This is a genomic window from Polaribacter sp. KT 15 (assembly GCF_900143115.1).
Lineage (GTDB): Bacteria > Bacteroidota > Bacteroidia > Flavobacteriales > Flavobacteriaceae > Polaribacter > Polaribacter marinaquae.
In genome coordinates this window covers 506155-521827 of sequence record NZ_LT670850.1, presented here as the reverse complement: position 1 = coordinate 521827, position 15673 = coordinate 506155, and the positions used below count along the sequence as shown (strand labels likewise).

Below are 15673 nucleotides of genomic sequence, written 5' to 3'. Positions count from 1 at the left end.
AATGAAAACAATTTATACACTTATATTTATATTAACTTTTAGTTCGGTATATAGTCAACAGAAAAAAATAAACAATTATAAATACTTAATCGTTCCAGAAAGATTTAGTTTTTTAAAGAAAACAGATCAATATCAAACTAGTTCTTTAACAAAGTTTCTTTTTAAAAAGAATGGTTTTAATGTTATGTTAGATTCCGAAGAATTACCTTTAGAGTTAAAAAATGATCCTTGTAAAGCACTAAAAGTTATTATTCAAGATAAATCATCTATGTTTAAAACGTCGGTTCTAATTGAATTAAGAGATTGTTTTAACAAGGTTTTATACACTTCTAAAGAAGGTGGCAGTAGAATTAAAGATTACAAAAAAAGTTACCAAGAATCAATAAGAAGAGCGCATGCTTCGATGTCTAATTTTGTTTATGAGCCAAGTTTAGAAGTTGCAATTTCTAATAATAATGAAATATTAGAATCAACTAAGAATAAAGAGGTAATTGTTAAAAACCATGTAGAAAAAGAAGTAACAGCTATTAAGCCTGTAGTTAAAATAGATAATACAGTTACAAAAATTAAGAATAAAGTAAAAAAGGAAACTTTACCTAAAGTAAGTAATACTATAAAAACACTTTATGCACAACCAAAGTCAAACGGATTTCAGTTGATTAATTTAAAACCAGAGGTTGTTTTCATCATTTTAAATAGTAAAGTTAAAGATGTATTTATTATTAAAGATAAAAACGGAATATTCTACTTAAAAGATAATCTTTGGATTGCAGAATACTACGAAAACGAGAAGTTGGTTCAAGAAAAATATCAAGTAAAGTTTTAATAGTCGTATCTATTTTTCCATCTATTTTTTAATATTTCTTTAAATTGATTTTCTCTTTGGTTATTGCCAGGTTCGTACAATTTTGTGCCAGAAATTTCTGAAGGTAAAAACTCTTGATCTATAAAGTTATTAGGATAATCATGCGAATATTTGTAATCTTTACCATATTCTAAGTCCTTCATTAATTTTGTAGGCGAATTTCTTAAATTTAAAGGTACAGATAAGTCACCCGTTGCTTTAACTAAATTTTGTGCGGCTCCTATTGCCATGTAAGACGCATTACTCTTAGCAGAGTTAGCAAGATAAACAGCAGTTTGACTTAAAATAATTCTCGATTCAGGATTTCCGATAACAGAGACTGCTTGAAAAGTGTTATTTGCTAAAATTAGTGCAGTTGGATTTGCATTACCGATATCTTCAGACGCTAAAATCAACATTCTTCTAGCTATAAATTTTACATCTTCACCACCTTCAATCATTCTTGCAAGCCAATAAACCGCAGCATTAGGATCGCTACCTCTTATAGATTTAATAAATGCAGATATAATATCATAATGTTGTTCCCCAGTTTTATCATATCTAGCTGTATTTTTTTGAATTTTAGATAAAACCAGTTCATTTGTAATTTCTATTTCCTCATCCGCAGAAACTAATAATTCGAAAATATTTAAAAGTTTTCTAGCATCACCGCCAGATACTTGAAGTAAAGCATCCGTTTCTTTTAAAACAATTTTTTTAGCAGCTAAATATTCATCTTTTTCAATAGCTCTATTTAATAATGCAATTAAATCTTCTTTATCAAATGAATTTAAAATATAAACCTGACATCTAGACAAAAGTGCAGGAATAACCTCAAAACTTGGGTTTTCTGTGGTGGCACCAATCAAAGTTACCCAACCTTTTTCTACTGCACCCAATAAGGAATCTTGTTGGGATTTGCTGAACCTATGTATTTCGTCAATAAAAAGAATCGGATTTTTAGCAGTAAATAATCCACCACTTTTTTTGGCTTTTTCAATGACTTCTCTTACATCTTTTACGCCAGAACTAATAGCGCTTAAAGTATAAAAAGGTCTATTTGATGCTGTAGCAATTATGTTTGCTAATGTTGTTTTTCCGATTCCTGGTGGTCCCCAAAGAATCAAAGAAGGAATAATACCTTGCTTTATTAAATTAGTTAATACACCGTTTTTACCAACTAAATGTTGCTGACTGATGTAATCTTCTAAAGTTTTCGGTCTAATTCTTTCTGCCAAAGGTTCATTCATGCTGTAAAAATAGTAAAGTTTTATGACAGATGTTGTTAATTTCTATTTTGGTAAAATTTTTGATATTTTTAAAACTATATGGAACAAGAAAATCAACTAAATACATCAAAATCTATCTTTTTTATACCTGTACTATATGTAGTTGTTATTTGGGTTGTGTATTGGATAGAAATAAAATTTAATTTCAATTTTAATAAATTCGGAATTTTGCCTCGAAATTTTCAAGGATTAAGAGGTGTATTTTTCACTCATTTTATTCATAGTGATACTAAACACCTTTTTAATAACTCCATTCCGTTATTTGTGTTATTACTTAGTCTTTTGTATTTTTATAGAGATATAGGCCTAAAAATATTAATTTATGGAGGTGTTTTATCTGGTTTTTTAACTTGGATTATTGCCCGAGAATCTTACCATATTGGTGCAAGTGGAATCGTTTATTTGTTATTTAGTTTTGTTTTTTTTAGCGGAATTATTAGAAAACATTATAGATTAGTTGCCCTCTCTCTAATAATTATTTTTTTATACGGAAGTATGATTTGGTATGTGTTACCAATTAAAGAAGGTATGTCTTGGGAAGGACATTTATCTGGCTTTATTATGGGATTTCTATTTTCTATTATTTATAGAAAAAAAGGGATTGTTAAAAAAGAATATCAATTTAGCAAAACTGAATTTGATACTTACTTTGATGAAGAAGGAAATTATATTCCTCCAGAACTTAAAAGTGAAGTAGAGGAGGAGTTATAATATATTTATTCCATTCTTTGTCTTACTGTTTCATATAAAAAAGCTCCACAAGCAACAGAAACATTTAAAGAAGCTATTTCACCTAATAAAGGTAATTTTGCTTTATAATCCACCATTTTAAGTATTGACGGATTCACACCTCTATGCTCAGAACCCATAACAATTGCTATTGGTTGATTTAAATCAACTTGATATAAAGAGTCTTCTGTTTTTTCAGTTGCAGCAACTGTTTTAATTTCTGCAGACTGAAGTATAAACAATGCATCTTTTATATGATCTACTTTACAAATAGGAATTTTAAAAGCTGCACCAGCAGAAGTTTTAATAGTTTCGGCATTTACAGGAGCACTTCCATTTTTTTGAACAATAATTCCGTTAACACCTGTGCATTCTGCAGTTCTTATGATAGCTCCAAAGTTTCTTACATCAGATAGCTGATCTAATAGTAAGAAAAGAGGTTTCTTATCACTTTCTAATGTTTTTTCAATTAAAGTTTCTAAATCATGAAATTCTATAGGAGAAATTTGAGCAACAGCACCTTGATGGTTGTTGTTTTTAGATAAACGATTCAATTTTTCTACAGGTACCATACTTGTAGTTAGTTTTTTTTCTTTTATCAATTTATCTAATTCATAAAAAAGATTTCCTCTTAAACCTTTTTGAAGGTATATTTTATTAATTGTAGAACCACTTTCGATTGCTTCAATAATCGCTCTAATTCCAAAAATATTTGTCATTTCATTATTCATACTGCAAATGTATGCTAATTTAAGAGCAAAAAAAAACCATCTCTAAAAGAGATGGTTTTAATGTTATATATATTATTAAAAAATATTATTTTTTTACTAACGTCATTTGTCGATTATCTGTATATCCATCTACAGTATATTTAATAGAGATATCACCGTTAGCTAATACAGTACCTTCTCCTGAAGTTGGAATACCAAAACTAGACTCAATCACTGAACCAGTAACTGAAATCATATTACATCTGTCATTTATTTCAAATGCATAAGCAGCACCAAAATAATTATCTCTACTTACAGTGTAATTACCTTCACTAACTCTTGTTACAGTAACATCTGCACCATTACCATCAGAAAAATAGTATTCACCTTCTAAGTCTGAAGGACAAAATCTTTCTAAAGAAACAGTTAAAGTTCCATTACCTATTGTTGCTTCTTGACCTTCGATACCAGTAATATTTAAAACAAGGTCTACACTACCACTTAAAGGTACATTTTCATATACACCAGTAATAGAGGCAGTTGCTGTAAATTCACCAGCAGGTATAACGATAGAGTTAATTTGATAAGCATCAGCTTCAGCTGTACTCGATTCGTCTATAGAAACATTAATAGTTCTATCTTGATCAGATACGGTTGTTACTTCTATGTTTACATTTGCTGTACTTGCTTCATTTTCTTTTACAGGTATTGCAGCACTTGTTGAAGAAAATTGAACAAAAGTTTGTCCATTTACAACATCATATTGAACATTTTCTTGTTCTTCACAACTTGTAAATAATGTTGTTACTATTAGCGTTAAGACTAATAAAATTTTATTTGTTTTCATATTTTAATATATTTTAGTTATAACCTGGGTTTTGTTGAGTACGTAAATCAGGGTTACCGTTAAATTCAACTAAAGGAATTGGTAAAGTAAATCTGTAATCAGTTGCAGGTAAAGTTGCTGTCATTCCAAATTCAGCTACATCTACAGGATCTCTTTCTACTCCTTGATTAGCTCTTTCACCTAACCTTTTGATATCTTTCCATCTGTGACCTTCAAAAGCAAATTCAACTCTTCTTTCATTTAAAAGTGCTTCGTATGCTTCTTGTTGTGAACCATAACTAGGCAATGGCTGGTCTGATCCAAATCTGATATCTCTTAAAGCTTTAATGTCTTCTGCAGCACCAGTTAGGTCATTACGGGCAATTTTTGCCTCTACAACGATTAAATACATTTCAGAAGATCTAAAAACTTTATTATCATTTAATAAAACTTGTCCTGGTTTACCTGGGTATTTATTTACTTGTAATACATCTTCAACTCTATAATCTGTAGTATTTGTGTAATCTGGAGCTACAATAGAAACTGGATCAACTATTACGTCATATCTTACATCATCTGGATCGATTAAATTAAATAAACTACGACCTATTTCAAAATATGGAGTGTTGGCACCAAATAGTGTTACACCACCAATCCATCCAGAAGCAGCAACTGTTCCAGAACCAGGTTGATTATCATAAATACCATTAACATCTCTCTGTAATTTGAAAATTATTTCTGAATTATCAGAGTCTTGAAACATTAATCTATAAGCAGTTCTATCTGCTAAAGGATATTTTGTTACAAGGCTACTAGCTAAAGATTCTGCAGTTACATAATCTTGTCTATATGCAGCCATTCTTGCACGTAATGCTGTAACAAAATCTTTTGAAACAAAAATTGGATTACTTTCATCTTCAATTAAAGAAGAAGCTTTGTTTAAATCATCTTCAATTAAGGTATATAGCTCCCCATTAGTGCTTCTTAATAATTTATCAGCTATACTAGGTACAAAATCTACTTTTATTACGGCTAATGCGTTATCATCTGTGTAATCTGTAGTAAAGTAACTAACTAATTGAAAATTGGCATATGCTCTTAATGCATATGCTTGACCTAAAATGTCATTTTTCTTACTTACTTCTTCAGCTCCATTAGTTTCAATAAGATCTGCAGCTTCAATTAATCTATTAAGTGCATTTAATCTATCATAACCATTTGTCCAAAAAGTAGACGCAGCAGCAGACGCAGCATTTAAGTTAAAAATGGCACCGGTAGTTCTACCTTGACCTCCATTTTCAGTACCTTCAGCAGTTTCATCTGTATAATTTACAGCCATAGCTACTTCTCTTGTCAAGTCAAAAAACCCGTAAGCACCTGTTAAACCATTTTCAAGTTCAGATACGTTGGTAAATGCAACATCTGCTGTAACACGACCAACTTGTTTAATATCTATTGCATTTTCACAACTACTAAATAGTGCGATGCATACAATAATTGCTAAATTATATATTTTATTCTTCATGTTTTTGTTTTTTATAATCCTATTTCTACTCCTAATGAAAATGTTACAGGAGTTGGGTATTCACGTCCTGATAATCTTGATGCAGCATCAAAACCTCTAAATTTAGTAAATGTTACTAAGTTTTCACCATTAGCAAAAATTCGTAAAGTATTTAAACCAACTTTTTTAAGTACTTCTTGTGGGAATGCATATCCAATTGAAGCAAATCTTAATCTTAAATAATCTTTGTCTGCTAAAAATCTGTTTGAAGCAAATGTACCAACATTACCACCTGGTTGGATAGAAGGAACATCTGTAATCCTATTAGTAGGTGTCCAAGCTCTTAATAAATCTGATGATAAATTAAATTGACTAATTGCTCCTGGATCCATGAAGTTTGCATAATCAAAGTCTAATTGATCAACACCTAAAACATAAGCAAATTGTGCTTCGAAGAAAAAACCTTTAAAGTCACCATTAAATGCAAAACTACCTTGAACTTCTGGCGTTGTATTTAATCCAGACCAAACTCTGTCAGTATCTGGGTTTGGCGTCTCAGTAATGTTTCCATCTTTATCATAAAATAATTCGTTACCATTTGCAGGGTTTACACCAGCATATCTAACGTCGAATCTTTCAAATATTGGTCCACCATTTCTACCAATACCAACAATTTGAACTTCTCCTGTAACTTCATCTACTTCTGCCGGTAAATCAGCTAAATAATTTTTATTAAAATTAGCAACAGTGTTAAAAGTTAATTTGAAATCATTGTTTTTGATTATATCATAAGCAAGATTAACATCTAAACCATTATTGTGTAAGCTACCAACATTAGAGTTAATTGATGTTACACTTGTAATTGCTGAAACAGGTAAACTCTGAAATAAATCTGTTGTTTTTTTTCTGTAGTAATCTACAGAACCTCTTAATCTACTATTCCATAAACCAAAATCTAAACCTATGTTGGCTTGAGCAACAGTTTCCCATTTTAATGTGTCATTTCCTAATTGGCTTAATCCAATTGTTTGTTCACCATTATAACCTACACCAGTAGCAAAAAAGTCAAATGCTAAATCTGGAGAAGTATAGTAGTTACCTCCATTAATTCTTTGATTACCTGTAGTACCATAAGAACCTCTTAATTTAAGTTGATTGAATACAGAATCTTCCATAAAATCAAACTGATCAATATTTACACGACCAGAAACAGACCAAAAATTAGCCCATCTATTTGTCGTAGAAAATCTATAAGAAGCATCACGTCTAAATGTAGCACTTAACCCTAAAGTAGAATCATAATCGTAGTCTAATGTACCAAAATAAGATAATAAACCAGCATCAATTCTATTTGCAAAAACTGTATCTACAAATAAATCGTCGTTAGCATTGTCTCCAATAAATCCAGCTCCGTCTCCAGGGAAGAAAGTCTTTGGGTTTAATCCGTTAGATGTGAAACCAAAATCTCTTAAGAATGCTTTGAAATATTCAGTATATAATCCAGCATTTATTGTATGCTTGTCAAATTCTATATTGTAGTTTAAAGAAGCTGTTGTATTAAAAGCAGCTCTTCTTCTTGAATTTTGACTTGAGAAACCTGGGTTATCAGGATTGAAATATTGTGCATTAAAACCTTCAGGGTTTCTTGTACCAACAAAAGATGTTGCTTGGTAATCTACACCTGTATTAACAGATGCTACTAAATTATCGGTAAGATTTAAACTTGCATTTACAGATGCAATTATTTTAAGTTCCTCAACTAAAGAAACATCTTTAAATAATTTTTCTTGAATAAAGTATGGACTATAACCAAAAATTAAATTATCTACTAATTCTTGAACAGTAGGAGTTTCTTCTGGTAACAAGTACGGTAATGCTCCATTAGCTCCAAAAAAAGGATTTTGATTAATACCACTTGTTCCTACACTTGTAGGAGTGTTGTTTGTAGAATAGTTTAAAGAAACTGAAGTTCCATATTTAAATTTATCAGAACCTCCGTTGATGTTGTTTCTTAAATTAAATCTTTTCAAATCACTTACTGCAAGGATTCCTTCTTGTTCAAAGTAACCTAAAAATGTAAATTGACTCGAGTTCTCACCACCACTTGTTAATGTAAGTGTATGGTTCTTCGTTTGTCCCATTCTTAAAAATTCATCTTCCCAATTTCCATTTGGTAACGCAGCTATTTGCTCATCAGTTAAAGGAGATCCGTTTGCTGGGTAAGATATACCTACACTAGCTCCTGCACCTAATCCTATACCTCTCTGTCTTTCTAATGTAGCATATTGCTGAGAGTTCATAAGATTATATCTATCTGAAGGAAATTGTGATATACTATATACACTATTAAAATTAACAGCTAAAGGAGCATTTTTTCTACCAGTTTTAGTTTTAATAACAATAACACCATTTGCACCTCTACTACCATAGATTGCTGTTGCTCCTGCATCTTTTAATACTGTAACCGAAGCAATTTCATTTTGATTAATACTTCTAAAGTTATCCTCATCTACTGGAGTACCATCTAAGATAAAAAGTGGTTCTGTGTTACCATTAATTGAGTTAACACCTCTTAGCTGTACTAAAGCATTTGCACCTGGTTGACCAGAACTAATCGAAATATCTAATCCAGGAACTTGACCTGCAAGTGAATTTACTAAGTTACCACTAGGTCTATTCTCAATAGCACTTGCATTAAGTTGTGTTGATGAAGTAGAAGCTTTTGCTTTAGTTATAGTAGTATAACCTGTAACAACTATTTCTTCTAATACGTTAGCATCCTCAACTAATTTAACATTAATACTGTTAGAATTGTTTATTACTCTCTCAACTACTTTGTATCCTAAGTATCTAAATACTAAGACATCTCCCTTGCTAGCTTTTAAAGTGTATTTACCATCAAAGTTAGTTTCTGTACCTGTAGAAGTACCCTTAATTACTACACTTACTCCGGGTAGAGCGCCCGAATCATCAGTAACTGTTCCACTAACAGTCTTTTGTTGAGCAAATGATATTTGCACAACTAACGCCAGTAATAGCGTTAAAATTCCATTAAACTTTGTCTTCATTGTATAATTATTTGAATTAATTAGTCCCAAAAGTCTTAAAATAAACTTAAATAAACAATTTTTTAACATAAAATGTTTTCATTATCATGAACCTTATTTTGCTTTTTGTTAAATAATCATTAATTTATGATATATTAATTCAATAACATAAAAAAAGCCGTTTAAAATATAAATATTTTAAACGGCCTAAATTATGAAGATCTAAAAAAATTAATTTACATCCCACCAAACTTTAGCTGTCATATCACCAGGATTTGTTGATACAGCATTTAATTGTGCTGAATTTGTTTGTGTTTCTGATAAAGGATAAGGCATACGAACAGGAATAGAGTTTATTACTGCAGCAGCTGGTACCGCCAATTGAGGATAATCTAATCTCCTCCACTCATTCCATGCTTGAAATCCATCCATGTATAATGAAATCCATTTTTGAACACCTACAGACTCTTTCCAGTTTGCTGCATCATAAGGATTATTTGTTACGTAATCACTAATTGCAGTAGCATCTGTAATACCCCAATAATTCATTGATGCAGTAATTGCATTTTCATAAGCTGTAGCAGCATCACCAGATAAAATTCCTCTCTGGTATGCTTCAGCTAATAAAAATTGAACTTCAGCATAAGACATTATTACGTGAGGTGTTGTTGCAGATCTAACTGCATCATTAGGTCTAGAAGTTGTTGGTTTTAATGCTGTTGCATCGTTATCTAAAAGTCCATATGGCATACCTACGATACCTCCTTGTGGAGTTTCTTTGGCGTACTTTTCTAATCTTGGATCTCCCATTGCTTCTAAAGTATCAACTAAGTATTTTGATACTGCGAAATCATCTCTATTACTAAGTTGAGGATCGTTATTTATAAATAAAGGATTAGATCTAGCAGGATTAGTATCAAATACAAATAATGCGTTTTCACTATTACTTGATATTAAGTTAGAACTTGCAATATTTATATAATTACTAGCTGTTGCTGGATCTACATCAACAATTCTCATTGCATATCTAAGCATTAAAGAATTTGTTAATTTTTTCCAACTATCAATATTTCCATCAAAAATTACTTCTCCACTTGTAAAAGATGGTGCAGAAGAATTGAATGATTTCGAAGCATTGTCTAATGTAGCTAATATACCTTTATACACTTCTTCTTGACTATCATATTTAGGTGTATTAATATCTGATATTGCTTCACTGTATGGTACAGCGTCAAATGCATCTGTTAAAAATGCATACACTTCAGCAGACATAACATCTAAAATAGCTGTTCTATTTCCTTTTATTGCACTTGAAACATCTTGTAATTCTACAAGTTCTTTTGCAGCGTCTAATTCTTTTAATACACTTGCATACATAGCATTCCATGTACCGCTATAACTAGTTACATCTTGATTATATCTGCTATCATCTGTATATTCATTTTCAGCCCATTGTTGTGTCATTAATAATCCCCAACTTGCATTTATACCTACACCGGCCATAGCGTTATAAAACGTATATTCTGCTGTAGTTAATAATGTTGAGGCATCAACTTGTACTGCTGAGTTTGGGTCAATATTAATATCTGATAAATTATCATCACAATTATGAAACATTGTGGTTGTTAATAATAACAGAGCGTATATTTTTATTTTTCTCATTTTTATAATTTTTTAAAATTTTGCTGATAAGTTAAATCCGAAAGAACTTGTAGGTGGGATTTGTGCATTTTCTAAACCTTGCGCATTTCCAGATCCTGTAACAACTTGTGGATCAATGTAAGGTACATCAGAATACAAGATTCCTAAGTTTCTTCCAAAAGCACTTAAACTAAGACTTGTAAATGGAGTTTTTTCTAAAACTTTATTAGGAACACTGTAACTTAATCTGATATCTCTAAACTTTATAAAACTAGCATCGTATACGTTTGGTGCAGCTCTTCTAAAAGTGTTACTGTAGTACGTTTGCGGGTTTATTCTAATATCATTCGGTGTTCCATCTGCTTTTACACCAGGTAAAAGTAAACCATTAGCCCTTACATCACTTTCACCATTAAAAGATACTGTTTCTGGGTGCATACCTGAATATTTAGACCATTGTAATGAAGTAGAGTGAATTATTCCTCCTACTTGAAAATCAAATAATGCAGATAATGTAAAGTTCTTGTAGTTGAAAGCTGTACTAAATCCACCTGTCCAATCTGCAATAGCTGAACCTAAATATACTCTTTCGTCTGTAAATTGGTAACCTCCATCAGCACCAACTAGTTTGTTACCATTGTCGTCATAAACAAAATCTTGTCCGAAAACAGCCATATATGGTAATCCTTCTTGAATTCTTAAATCTGCTGCCCATGTAGCTCCTTGCGCTATACTTTCTACAACAGTATTACCGTCTTCATCTTTTAAAAGTTCTACTACTTCGTTGTTCTGACTAGTTAAGTTTATTCCTAAATCCCAAGAAAAATCTTCTGTTTTAATAGGAGTACCACTAATTTGTAATTCTAAACCAGAATTTCTCATTGTACCTGCATTCAGTAATCTAGATGTGTAACCAGTAGCAGCAGAAGAAGGAACGTTGAAAATTTGATCTACAGTCTCTCTTGAGTAGTATGCTGCATCAATAGATAATCTATTTCTTAATAACTTTACTAAGAAACCAAATTCTACCTCTGTTGTTAATTCATTTACTAAATCTGGATTTTGTTGAGAGTTAGGAACATTATATAGCGTGTTTCCTGCAAAATTAGGATTAATTGGGTTATACACGTCTGCAATTCTATATGCACCAGCATCATTTCCTGCCTGAGCGATACTAGCTCTAACTTTCGCAAAATTAATAACATCACTTTCTTTAATAGATTCTAATTCAGAAACAGCAAAACTAAAAGAAGCTGAAGGATAGAAGTAACTATTATTTTTCTTTGGTAATGTAGAAGACCAATCGTTTCTTGCAGATAAATCTAAGAACAACATATCGTTCCATCCAAATGAAGCACTACCAAAAATACTGTTAATTCCTCTTTGGCTTTCAAAAGTGTTTATTGTTGGGTCTACAGCAGAGTTTGCGATGTTAAAGAATTTATCAACCACAATACCTCCAGAAGTAGCTAAAGAAGTTCTTTTAGAGAAGCTTCTCATTCTATTAGCTCCAATAAAACCACTAAATGTGAAATCTTCATTAATATCTGTTGTATAGTTTAATCTAGCTTCCATGTTTGTTTCTTGAAATCTTCTTTCAGTTTCAGAATAACTAGATCCTGAAGAAGATCTTAATGGAATACCTTCTCTTATACTAAATTGAAATAAGTCTGTACCAAATTGAGTTGTAAATGTTAACTTGTCAGTTATTGCGTAAGACAAGTTCGCGTTACCAAACAATCTGTTTTTAGTATCTTCTTGTAAATAGTTTTCTCTTACCCATGATGGGTTGTCAAAGAAATTTGGTGTAGCATCGAATGAAATTAAGTTTCCAGAAGCATCTTCTATAATACCTTTTGGATTCCATGTATATTGGTTACCTTCGGTAGTATTTTGTTGATCTCTTAATCTTGTTACATCTAATTGTGATTGCCACCATTGAGTAAATGCTTGTAATGGATTTGCATTGTTATAACCTGTAGCATTTCTATTTTCTGCTTCAGTTTTTACATATGTAAAAGCTACACTAGATTTTAACTTTTCAGATAATTTATAATCTGAACTTAAAGTAATTGTGTTTCTTTTTAATTTTCCTTCTGGAGTAACACCTTTTTGATCTAAGTTAGTGTAACCAACTCTGAAGTTTCCTTTTTCATTTCCACCAGATAAAGCAACTGTATTTATTAAAGTTACACCAGTGTTAAAAAAGTCTTCATAAGAATTTTCAGGAGCAACCCATGGTCTAACTTCTTTGTAGTTACTTGATCCTGGATCCCAAGAATCCCAATGTCTAACAAGTACATTTGGGTTAAATTTTGGTCCCCATGAACCGTCTTTACCGTAGTTTGGAGCTAAATAAGCAACACCATCTTGAGTAAATTCATTAAAACCACTTGCAGTATCATAAGTTGATCCACCACCATAAGTAGTTTGGATTGGAATTAAGTTTCTAACTTGATCAAATGTTATACTTGAGTCAAATGATACTCCAATACCTTTTTGGTTTTTACCAGATTTTGTAGTAATTAAAATAACACCGTTTGCACCTCTAGAACCATAAATTGCCGTTGCAGCAGCACCTTTTAATACAGACATTTCAGCAATGTTAGAAGGGTCAATTTCAGAAGCAGCATTACCATAATCGTAGCTTCCACCACCAAAACCAATTTGTTGAGCATTTGTTGAGTAACTAGCGTTACTAATTGGCACACCATCCACAATAAAAAGAGGTTGGTTATCTCCTAAAAAAGAGTTTGATCCACGAATAGTAATTCTTGATGAACCACCTAAAGAAGATGGACTTCCTTGGATTTGTACACCCGCAACTCTACCTTGTAAAGAGTTTACTAAATTTGGTTCTTTAGCTTTATCAATGGCACCACCTTCAACTTTTTGAACAGCGTAACCAATTGCTTTTTCTTTTTTAGAAATACCTAAACCTGTAACAATAATTTCGTCTAAAACATTTGCTCCAACTTCTAAGGTAACATTAATTGTGTTAGAATTACCAATTGTTTTACTAACAGTTTCATAACCAATGTAGCTGTAAATTAATACATCTCCTACGTTAGCTTTAAGTTTGTACTTACCGTTAAAATCGGTATCTGTACCTTTACTTGTTCCTTTAATAAGTATACTAACACCAGGTAGCGGTCCTGTTTCATCAGATACTGTTCCAGAAACTGTTTTTTCTTGTGCAAAACTAATTTGCACAACAAACGCCAGTAACAGCGTTAAAATTCCCTTTAACTTTGTTTTCATCATTTATTTGATTTGAATTAATTATGCCAAATATCTAAATATTTTATTAATTAAACAATGAAAACGTTAATAATTGTTAATTTTAGAACTAAAATGTAAAATTTGGTTAGAAATAATTTTTCCAGTTTATTGTAAGCTGAGTGTTTTCAGGGGTTGACAGGTGTTTCTTTTTTAATAAAGTTGTTATAGAAAAGTTAATTTTAGATTTATTTGTGTTAAATAAATAACCTATTCCAATACCAATTAGTTTTTCGCTATTTTCTTTATTGTAGATTATTCCTAAATCAGATATTGTGTACAAGTAAGCGTCTTTTTTAGTTAGGTATCTGTATTCTATATTTTGTGTTATATAGTTTTCAGTAAATATGCTTTTCTCATTGACTCCTCTTATCGTATTTTTACCTCCGATTCTAAATAATTCGTTGTTTACATAATTTTCAGAATTTAAAAATCCCATATTGTTTTGAAGGTATATTTTGTTTCTGTTGTTTAAATTAATCAAATAACTAATTCTAGATTCAATTTTAATTTGTGATGTGTTTTCTGTTCTTGTTTTCCTTTTTCCAATGGAAGGGTTTATTGAAAGCGAAAATTTATCAGAATTAAATTCATCGTAATTTGGAACTGTAAATTCATATCCAAATCCAAAGAAATTACTATTAAATGTTTCTGTATTGTCGCTTTTAATAATTTCTGACGAAGATTCTGTGGTGTAGTTAACTGATATTTTTGAATATTCAGATAATTTGTATTTTAAATTAGTTTCAAATCTAGTATTTGTGAATGTTGAATCTTGTCTGTAAATGTTAAATTTTATTTCTGGTGTTATTTTTGAGTTGAAAATATAAGGATTAATAAAGTTTAAAGAAAATTCACTTCTGTCATTATTTAAACTTTTCCATTCAAGATTTATTTCTTCTCCTTTGTTAATTGTGTTTAATAGATTTAATTCTAAATAACCATTAAATTTTATTTTACCATTTTCGTTGTTTGCAAAATTTATCAATCCATCAAAACTACTTCTGTTTATTTTTTCTAAATACATATATAATAAGGTAGAGTCTTTTGTGAAAAGTATTTCTGGTTTTTTAATTTCTTGAATGAATTTTAAAGGTTTCGTGTTTTTGCTTATTTTGTTTAATAATTTGTTGTTGTAAATCGTTTTAGTGTTGATGTTGTAATGATTGGTTATGTATTTTGTTGGGAAATTTTCATACCCTTTTATTATAGTATTGGTTATTTTTCTTTCTTTTAAGTTTTTTATTACTAAGGATGCTTTTATTGTTTTATTTGACGTTGTGTAATCTTCTAAATAAATTTTAGAGAAGCTCAAACCATTTTGCTCTAATTTTAAGGATAGCTTATTAAGGTATTCTTCAATTTTATTGCTTTGAACAATTGCTGTAGTGTTGGGTAATTCTAACACTTTCAATGTTGCGGAATTTAGTTTCGAAAAAGATATGATGATATTGTTTACCTTTTTGTTTAGACTTATATAAATATTAAAAATTTTATTTTGTTTTTTTACACTGTCAATCATGTAGGCGTAGTATCCTTTTTTTTGTAATTCTTTTTCGATTTTTTTTAATTCTTTTGATATTATTGTCGAGTCTTGAAATTTTCTCAAATAATTTATTTTATTTAAGATTTTGTTTTCTGTTTTATTTATTGATGTAATTTTCAATTCATAGTCTTGTCCTTTCACTGTGTAGTTCACAAGAAGTGTGGAGAGAATTATAAAAAATGTTTTTTTAAAAGACATTAACAATGATAAGGTTTGTAGATGTCAAATGTATAAGTTTTACTGATAATGGTTCTCCTA

The 15673-nt window shown here is 30.5% G+C and carries 10 protein-coding genes; 2 read left to right on the top strand and 8 right to left on the bottom strand.

What is annotated here, in order from left to right; all coding sequences use genetic code 11:
* Nucleotide 1: 1 nt before the first annotated feature.
* Nucleotides 2-826 carry a hypothetical protein gene (locus B5464_RS02550; RefSeq protein WP_154066918.1) on the top strand — a complete coding sequence of 275 codons (825 nt, stop codon included), beginning with the start codon at nucleotides 2-4 and terminating at the stop codon, nucleotides 824-826.
* Here the strand turns inward: B5464_RS02550 and B5464_RS02545 are convergent.
* Nucleotides 823-2094: a replication-associated recombination protein A gene (locus tag B5464_RS02545; RefSeq protein ID WP_079737051.1), complete on the bottom strand. Its 1272-nt coding sequence runs from the start codon at nucleotides 2092-2094 to the stop codon at nucleotides 823-825. The genes B5464_RS02550 and B5464_RS02545 overlap by 4 nt on opposite strands.
* A gap of 78 nt (nucleotides 2095-2172) precedes the next feature.
* Here B5464_RS02545 and B5464_RS02540 point away from each other — a divergent pair, with 78 nt between their 5' ends.
* Nucleotides 2173-2844 (top strand): rhomboid family intramembrane serine protease, encoded by a 672-nt coding sequence (locus B5464_RS02540; protein WP_079737050.1) that lies wholly within the window; start codon nucleotides 2173-2175, stop codon nucleotides 2842-2844.
* A gap of 5 nt (nucleotides 2845-2849) precedes the next feature.
* Here the strand turns inward: B5464_RS02540 and rlmB are convergent, their stop codons facing one another.
* The 7 genes from rlmB to B5464_RS02505 form a co-directional block, all read right to left on the bottom strand.
* Nucleotides 2850-3593: a 23S rRNA (guanosine(2251)-2'-O)-methyltransferase RlmB gene (gene rlmB / locus B5464_RS02535; protein ID WP_079737049.1), complete on the bottom strand. Its 744-nt coding sequence runs from the start codon at nucleotides 3591-3593 to the stop codon at nucleotides 2850-2852.
* 85 nt (nucleotides 3594-3678) lie between these two features.
* Nucleotides 3679-4419 (bottom strand): hypothetical protein, encoded by a 741-nt coding sequence (locus B5464_RS02530; protein WP_079737048.1) that lies wholly within the window; start codon nucleotides 4417-4419, stop codon nucleotides 3679-3681.
* Between the two features lie 13 nt (nucleotides 4420-4432).
* On the bottom strand, nucleotides 4433-5923 hold the full coding sequence (locus tag B5464_RS02525) for a RagB/SusD family nutrient uptake outer membrane protein (protein ID WP_079737047.1): 1491 nt from the start codon (nucleotides 5921-5923) through the stop codon (nucleotides 4433-4435).
* Nucleotides 5924-5934: 11 nt separating this feature from the next.
* Nucleotides 5935-8970, bottom strand: coding sequence for a SusC/RagA family TonB-linked outer membrane protein (locus B5464_RS02520; protein WP_079737046.1), 3036 nt, complete (start codon nucleotides 8968-8970; stop codon nucleotides 5935-5937).
* Nucleotides 8971-9180: 210 nt separating this feature from the next.
* Nucleotides 9181-10611: a SusD/RagB family nutrient-binding outer membrane lipoprotein gene (locus B5464_RS02515; protein WP_079737045.1), complete on the bottom strand. Its 1431-nt coding sequence runs from the start codon at nucleotides 10609-10611 to the stop codon at nucleotides 9181-9183.
* A gap of 12 nt (nucleotides 10612-10623) precedes the next feature.
* Nucleotides 10624-13854, bottom strand: coding sequence for a SusC/RagA family TonB-linked outer membrane protein (locus B5464_RS02510; RefSeq protein ID WP_231963635.1), 3231 nt, complete (start codon nucleotides 13852-13854; stop codon nucleotides 10624-10626).
* A 103-nt stretch (nucleotides 13855-13957) separates the two neighbouring features.
* Complete coding sequence (locus tag B5464_RS02505; protein ID WP_154066917.1) at nucleotides 13958-15613, bottom strand: ShlB/FhaC/HecB family hemolysin secretion/activation protein; 1656 nt, start codon at nucleotides 15611-15613, stop codon at nucleotides 13958-13960.
* Nucleotides 15614-15673 lie beyond the last annotated feature (60 nt).

Excerpts from the sequence above, each read along its gene's own strand:
- B5464_RS02510 (WP_231963635.1), bottom strand. The coding sequence starts at position 13,854 with ATGATGAAAACAAAGTTAAAGGGAATTTTAACGCTGTTACTGGCGTTT.
- B5464_RS02530 (WP_079737048.1), bottom strand. The coding sequence starts at position 4,419 with ATGAAAACAAATAAAATTTTATTAGTCTTAACGCTAATAGTAACAACA.
- B5464_RS02515 (WP_079737045.1), bottom strand. The coding sequence starts at position 10,611 with ATGAGAAAAATAAAAATATACGCTCTGTTATTATTAACAACCACAATG.
- rlmB (WP_079737049.1), bottom strand. The coding sequence starts at position 3,593 with ATGAATAATGAAATGACAAATATTTTTGGAATTAGAGCGATTATTGAA.
- B5464_RS02545 (WP_079737051.1), bottom strand. The coding sequence starts at position 2,094 with ATGAATGAACCTTTGGCAGAAAGAATTAGACCGAAAACTTTAGAAGAT.
- B5464_RS02540 (WP_079737050.1), top strand. The coding sequence starts at position 2,173 with ATGGAACAAGAAAATCAACTAAATACATCAAAATCTATCTTTTTTATA.
- B5464_RS02520 (WP_079737046.1), bottom strand. The coding sequence starts at position 8,970 with ATGAAGACAAAGTTTAATGGAATTTTAACGCTATTACTGGCGTTAGTT.
- B5464_RS02550 (WP_154066918.1), top strand. The coding sequence starts at position 2 with ATGAAAACAATTTATACACTTATATTTATATTAACTTTTAGTTCGGTA.
- B5464_RS02525 (WP_079737047.1), bottom strand. The coding sequence starts at position 5,923 with ATGAAGAATAAAATATATAATTTAGCAATTATTGTATGCATCGCACTA.
- B5464_RS02505 (WP_154066917.1), bottom strand. The coding sequence starts at position 15,613 with ATGTCTTTTAAAAAAACATTTTTTATAATTCTCTCCACACTTCTTGTG.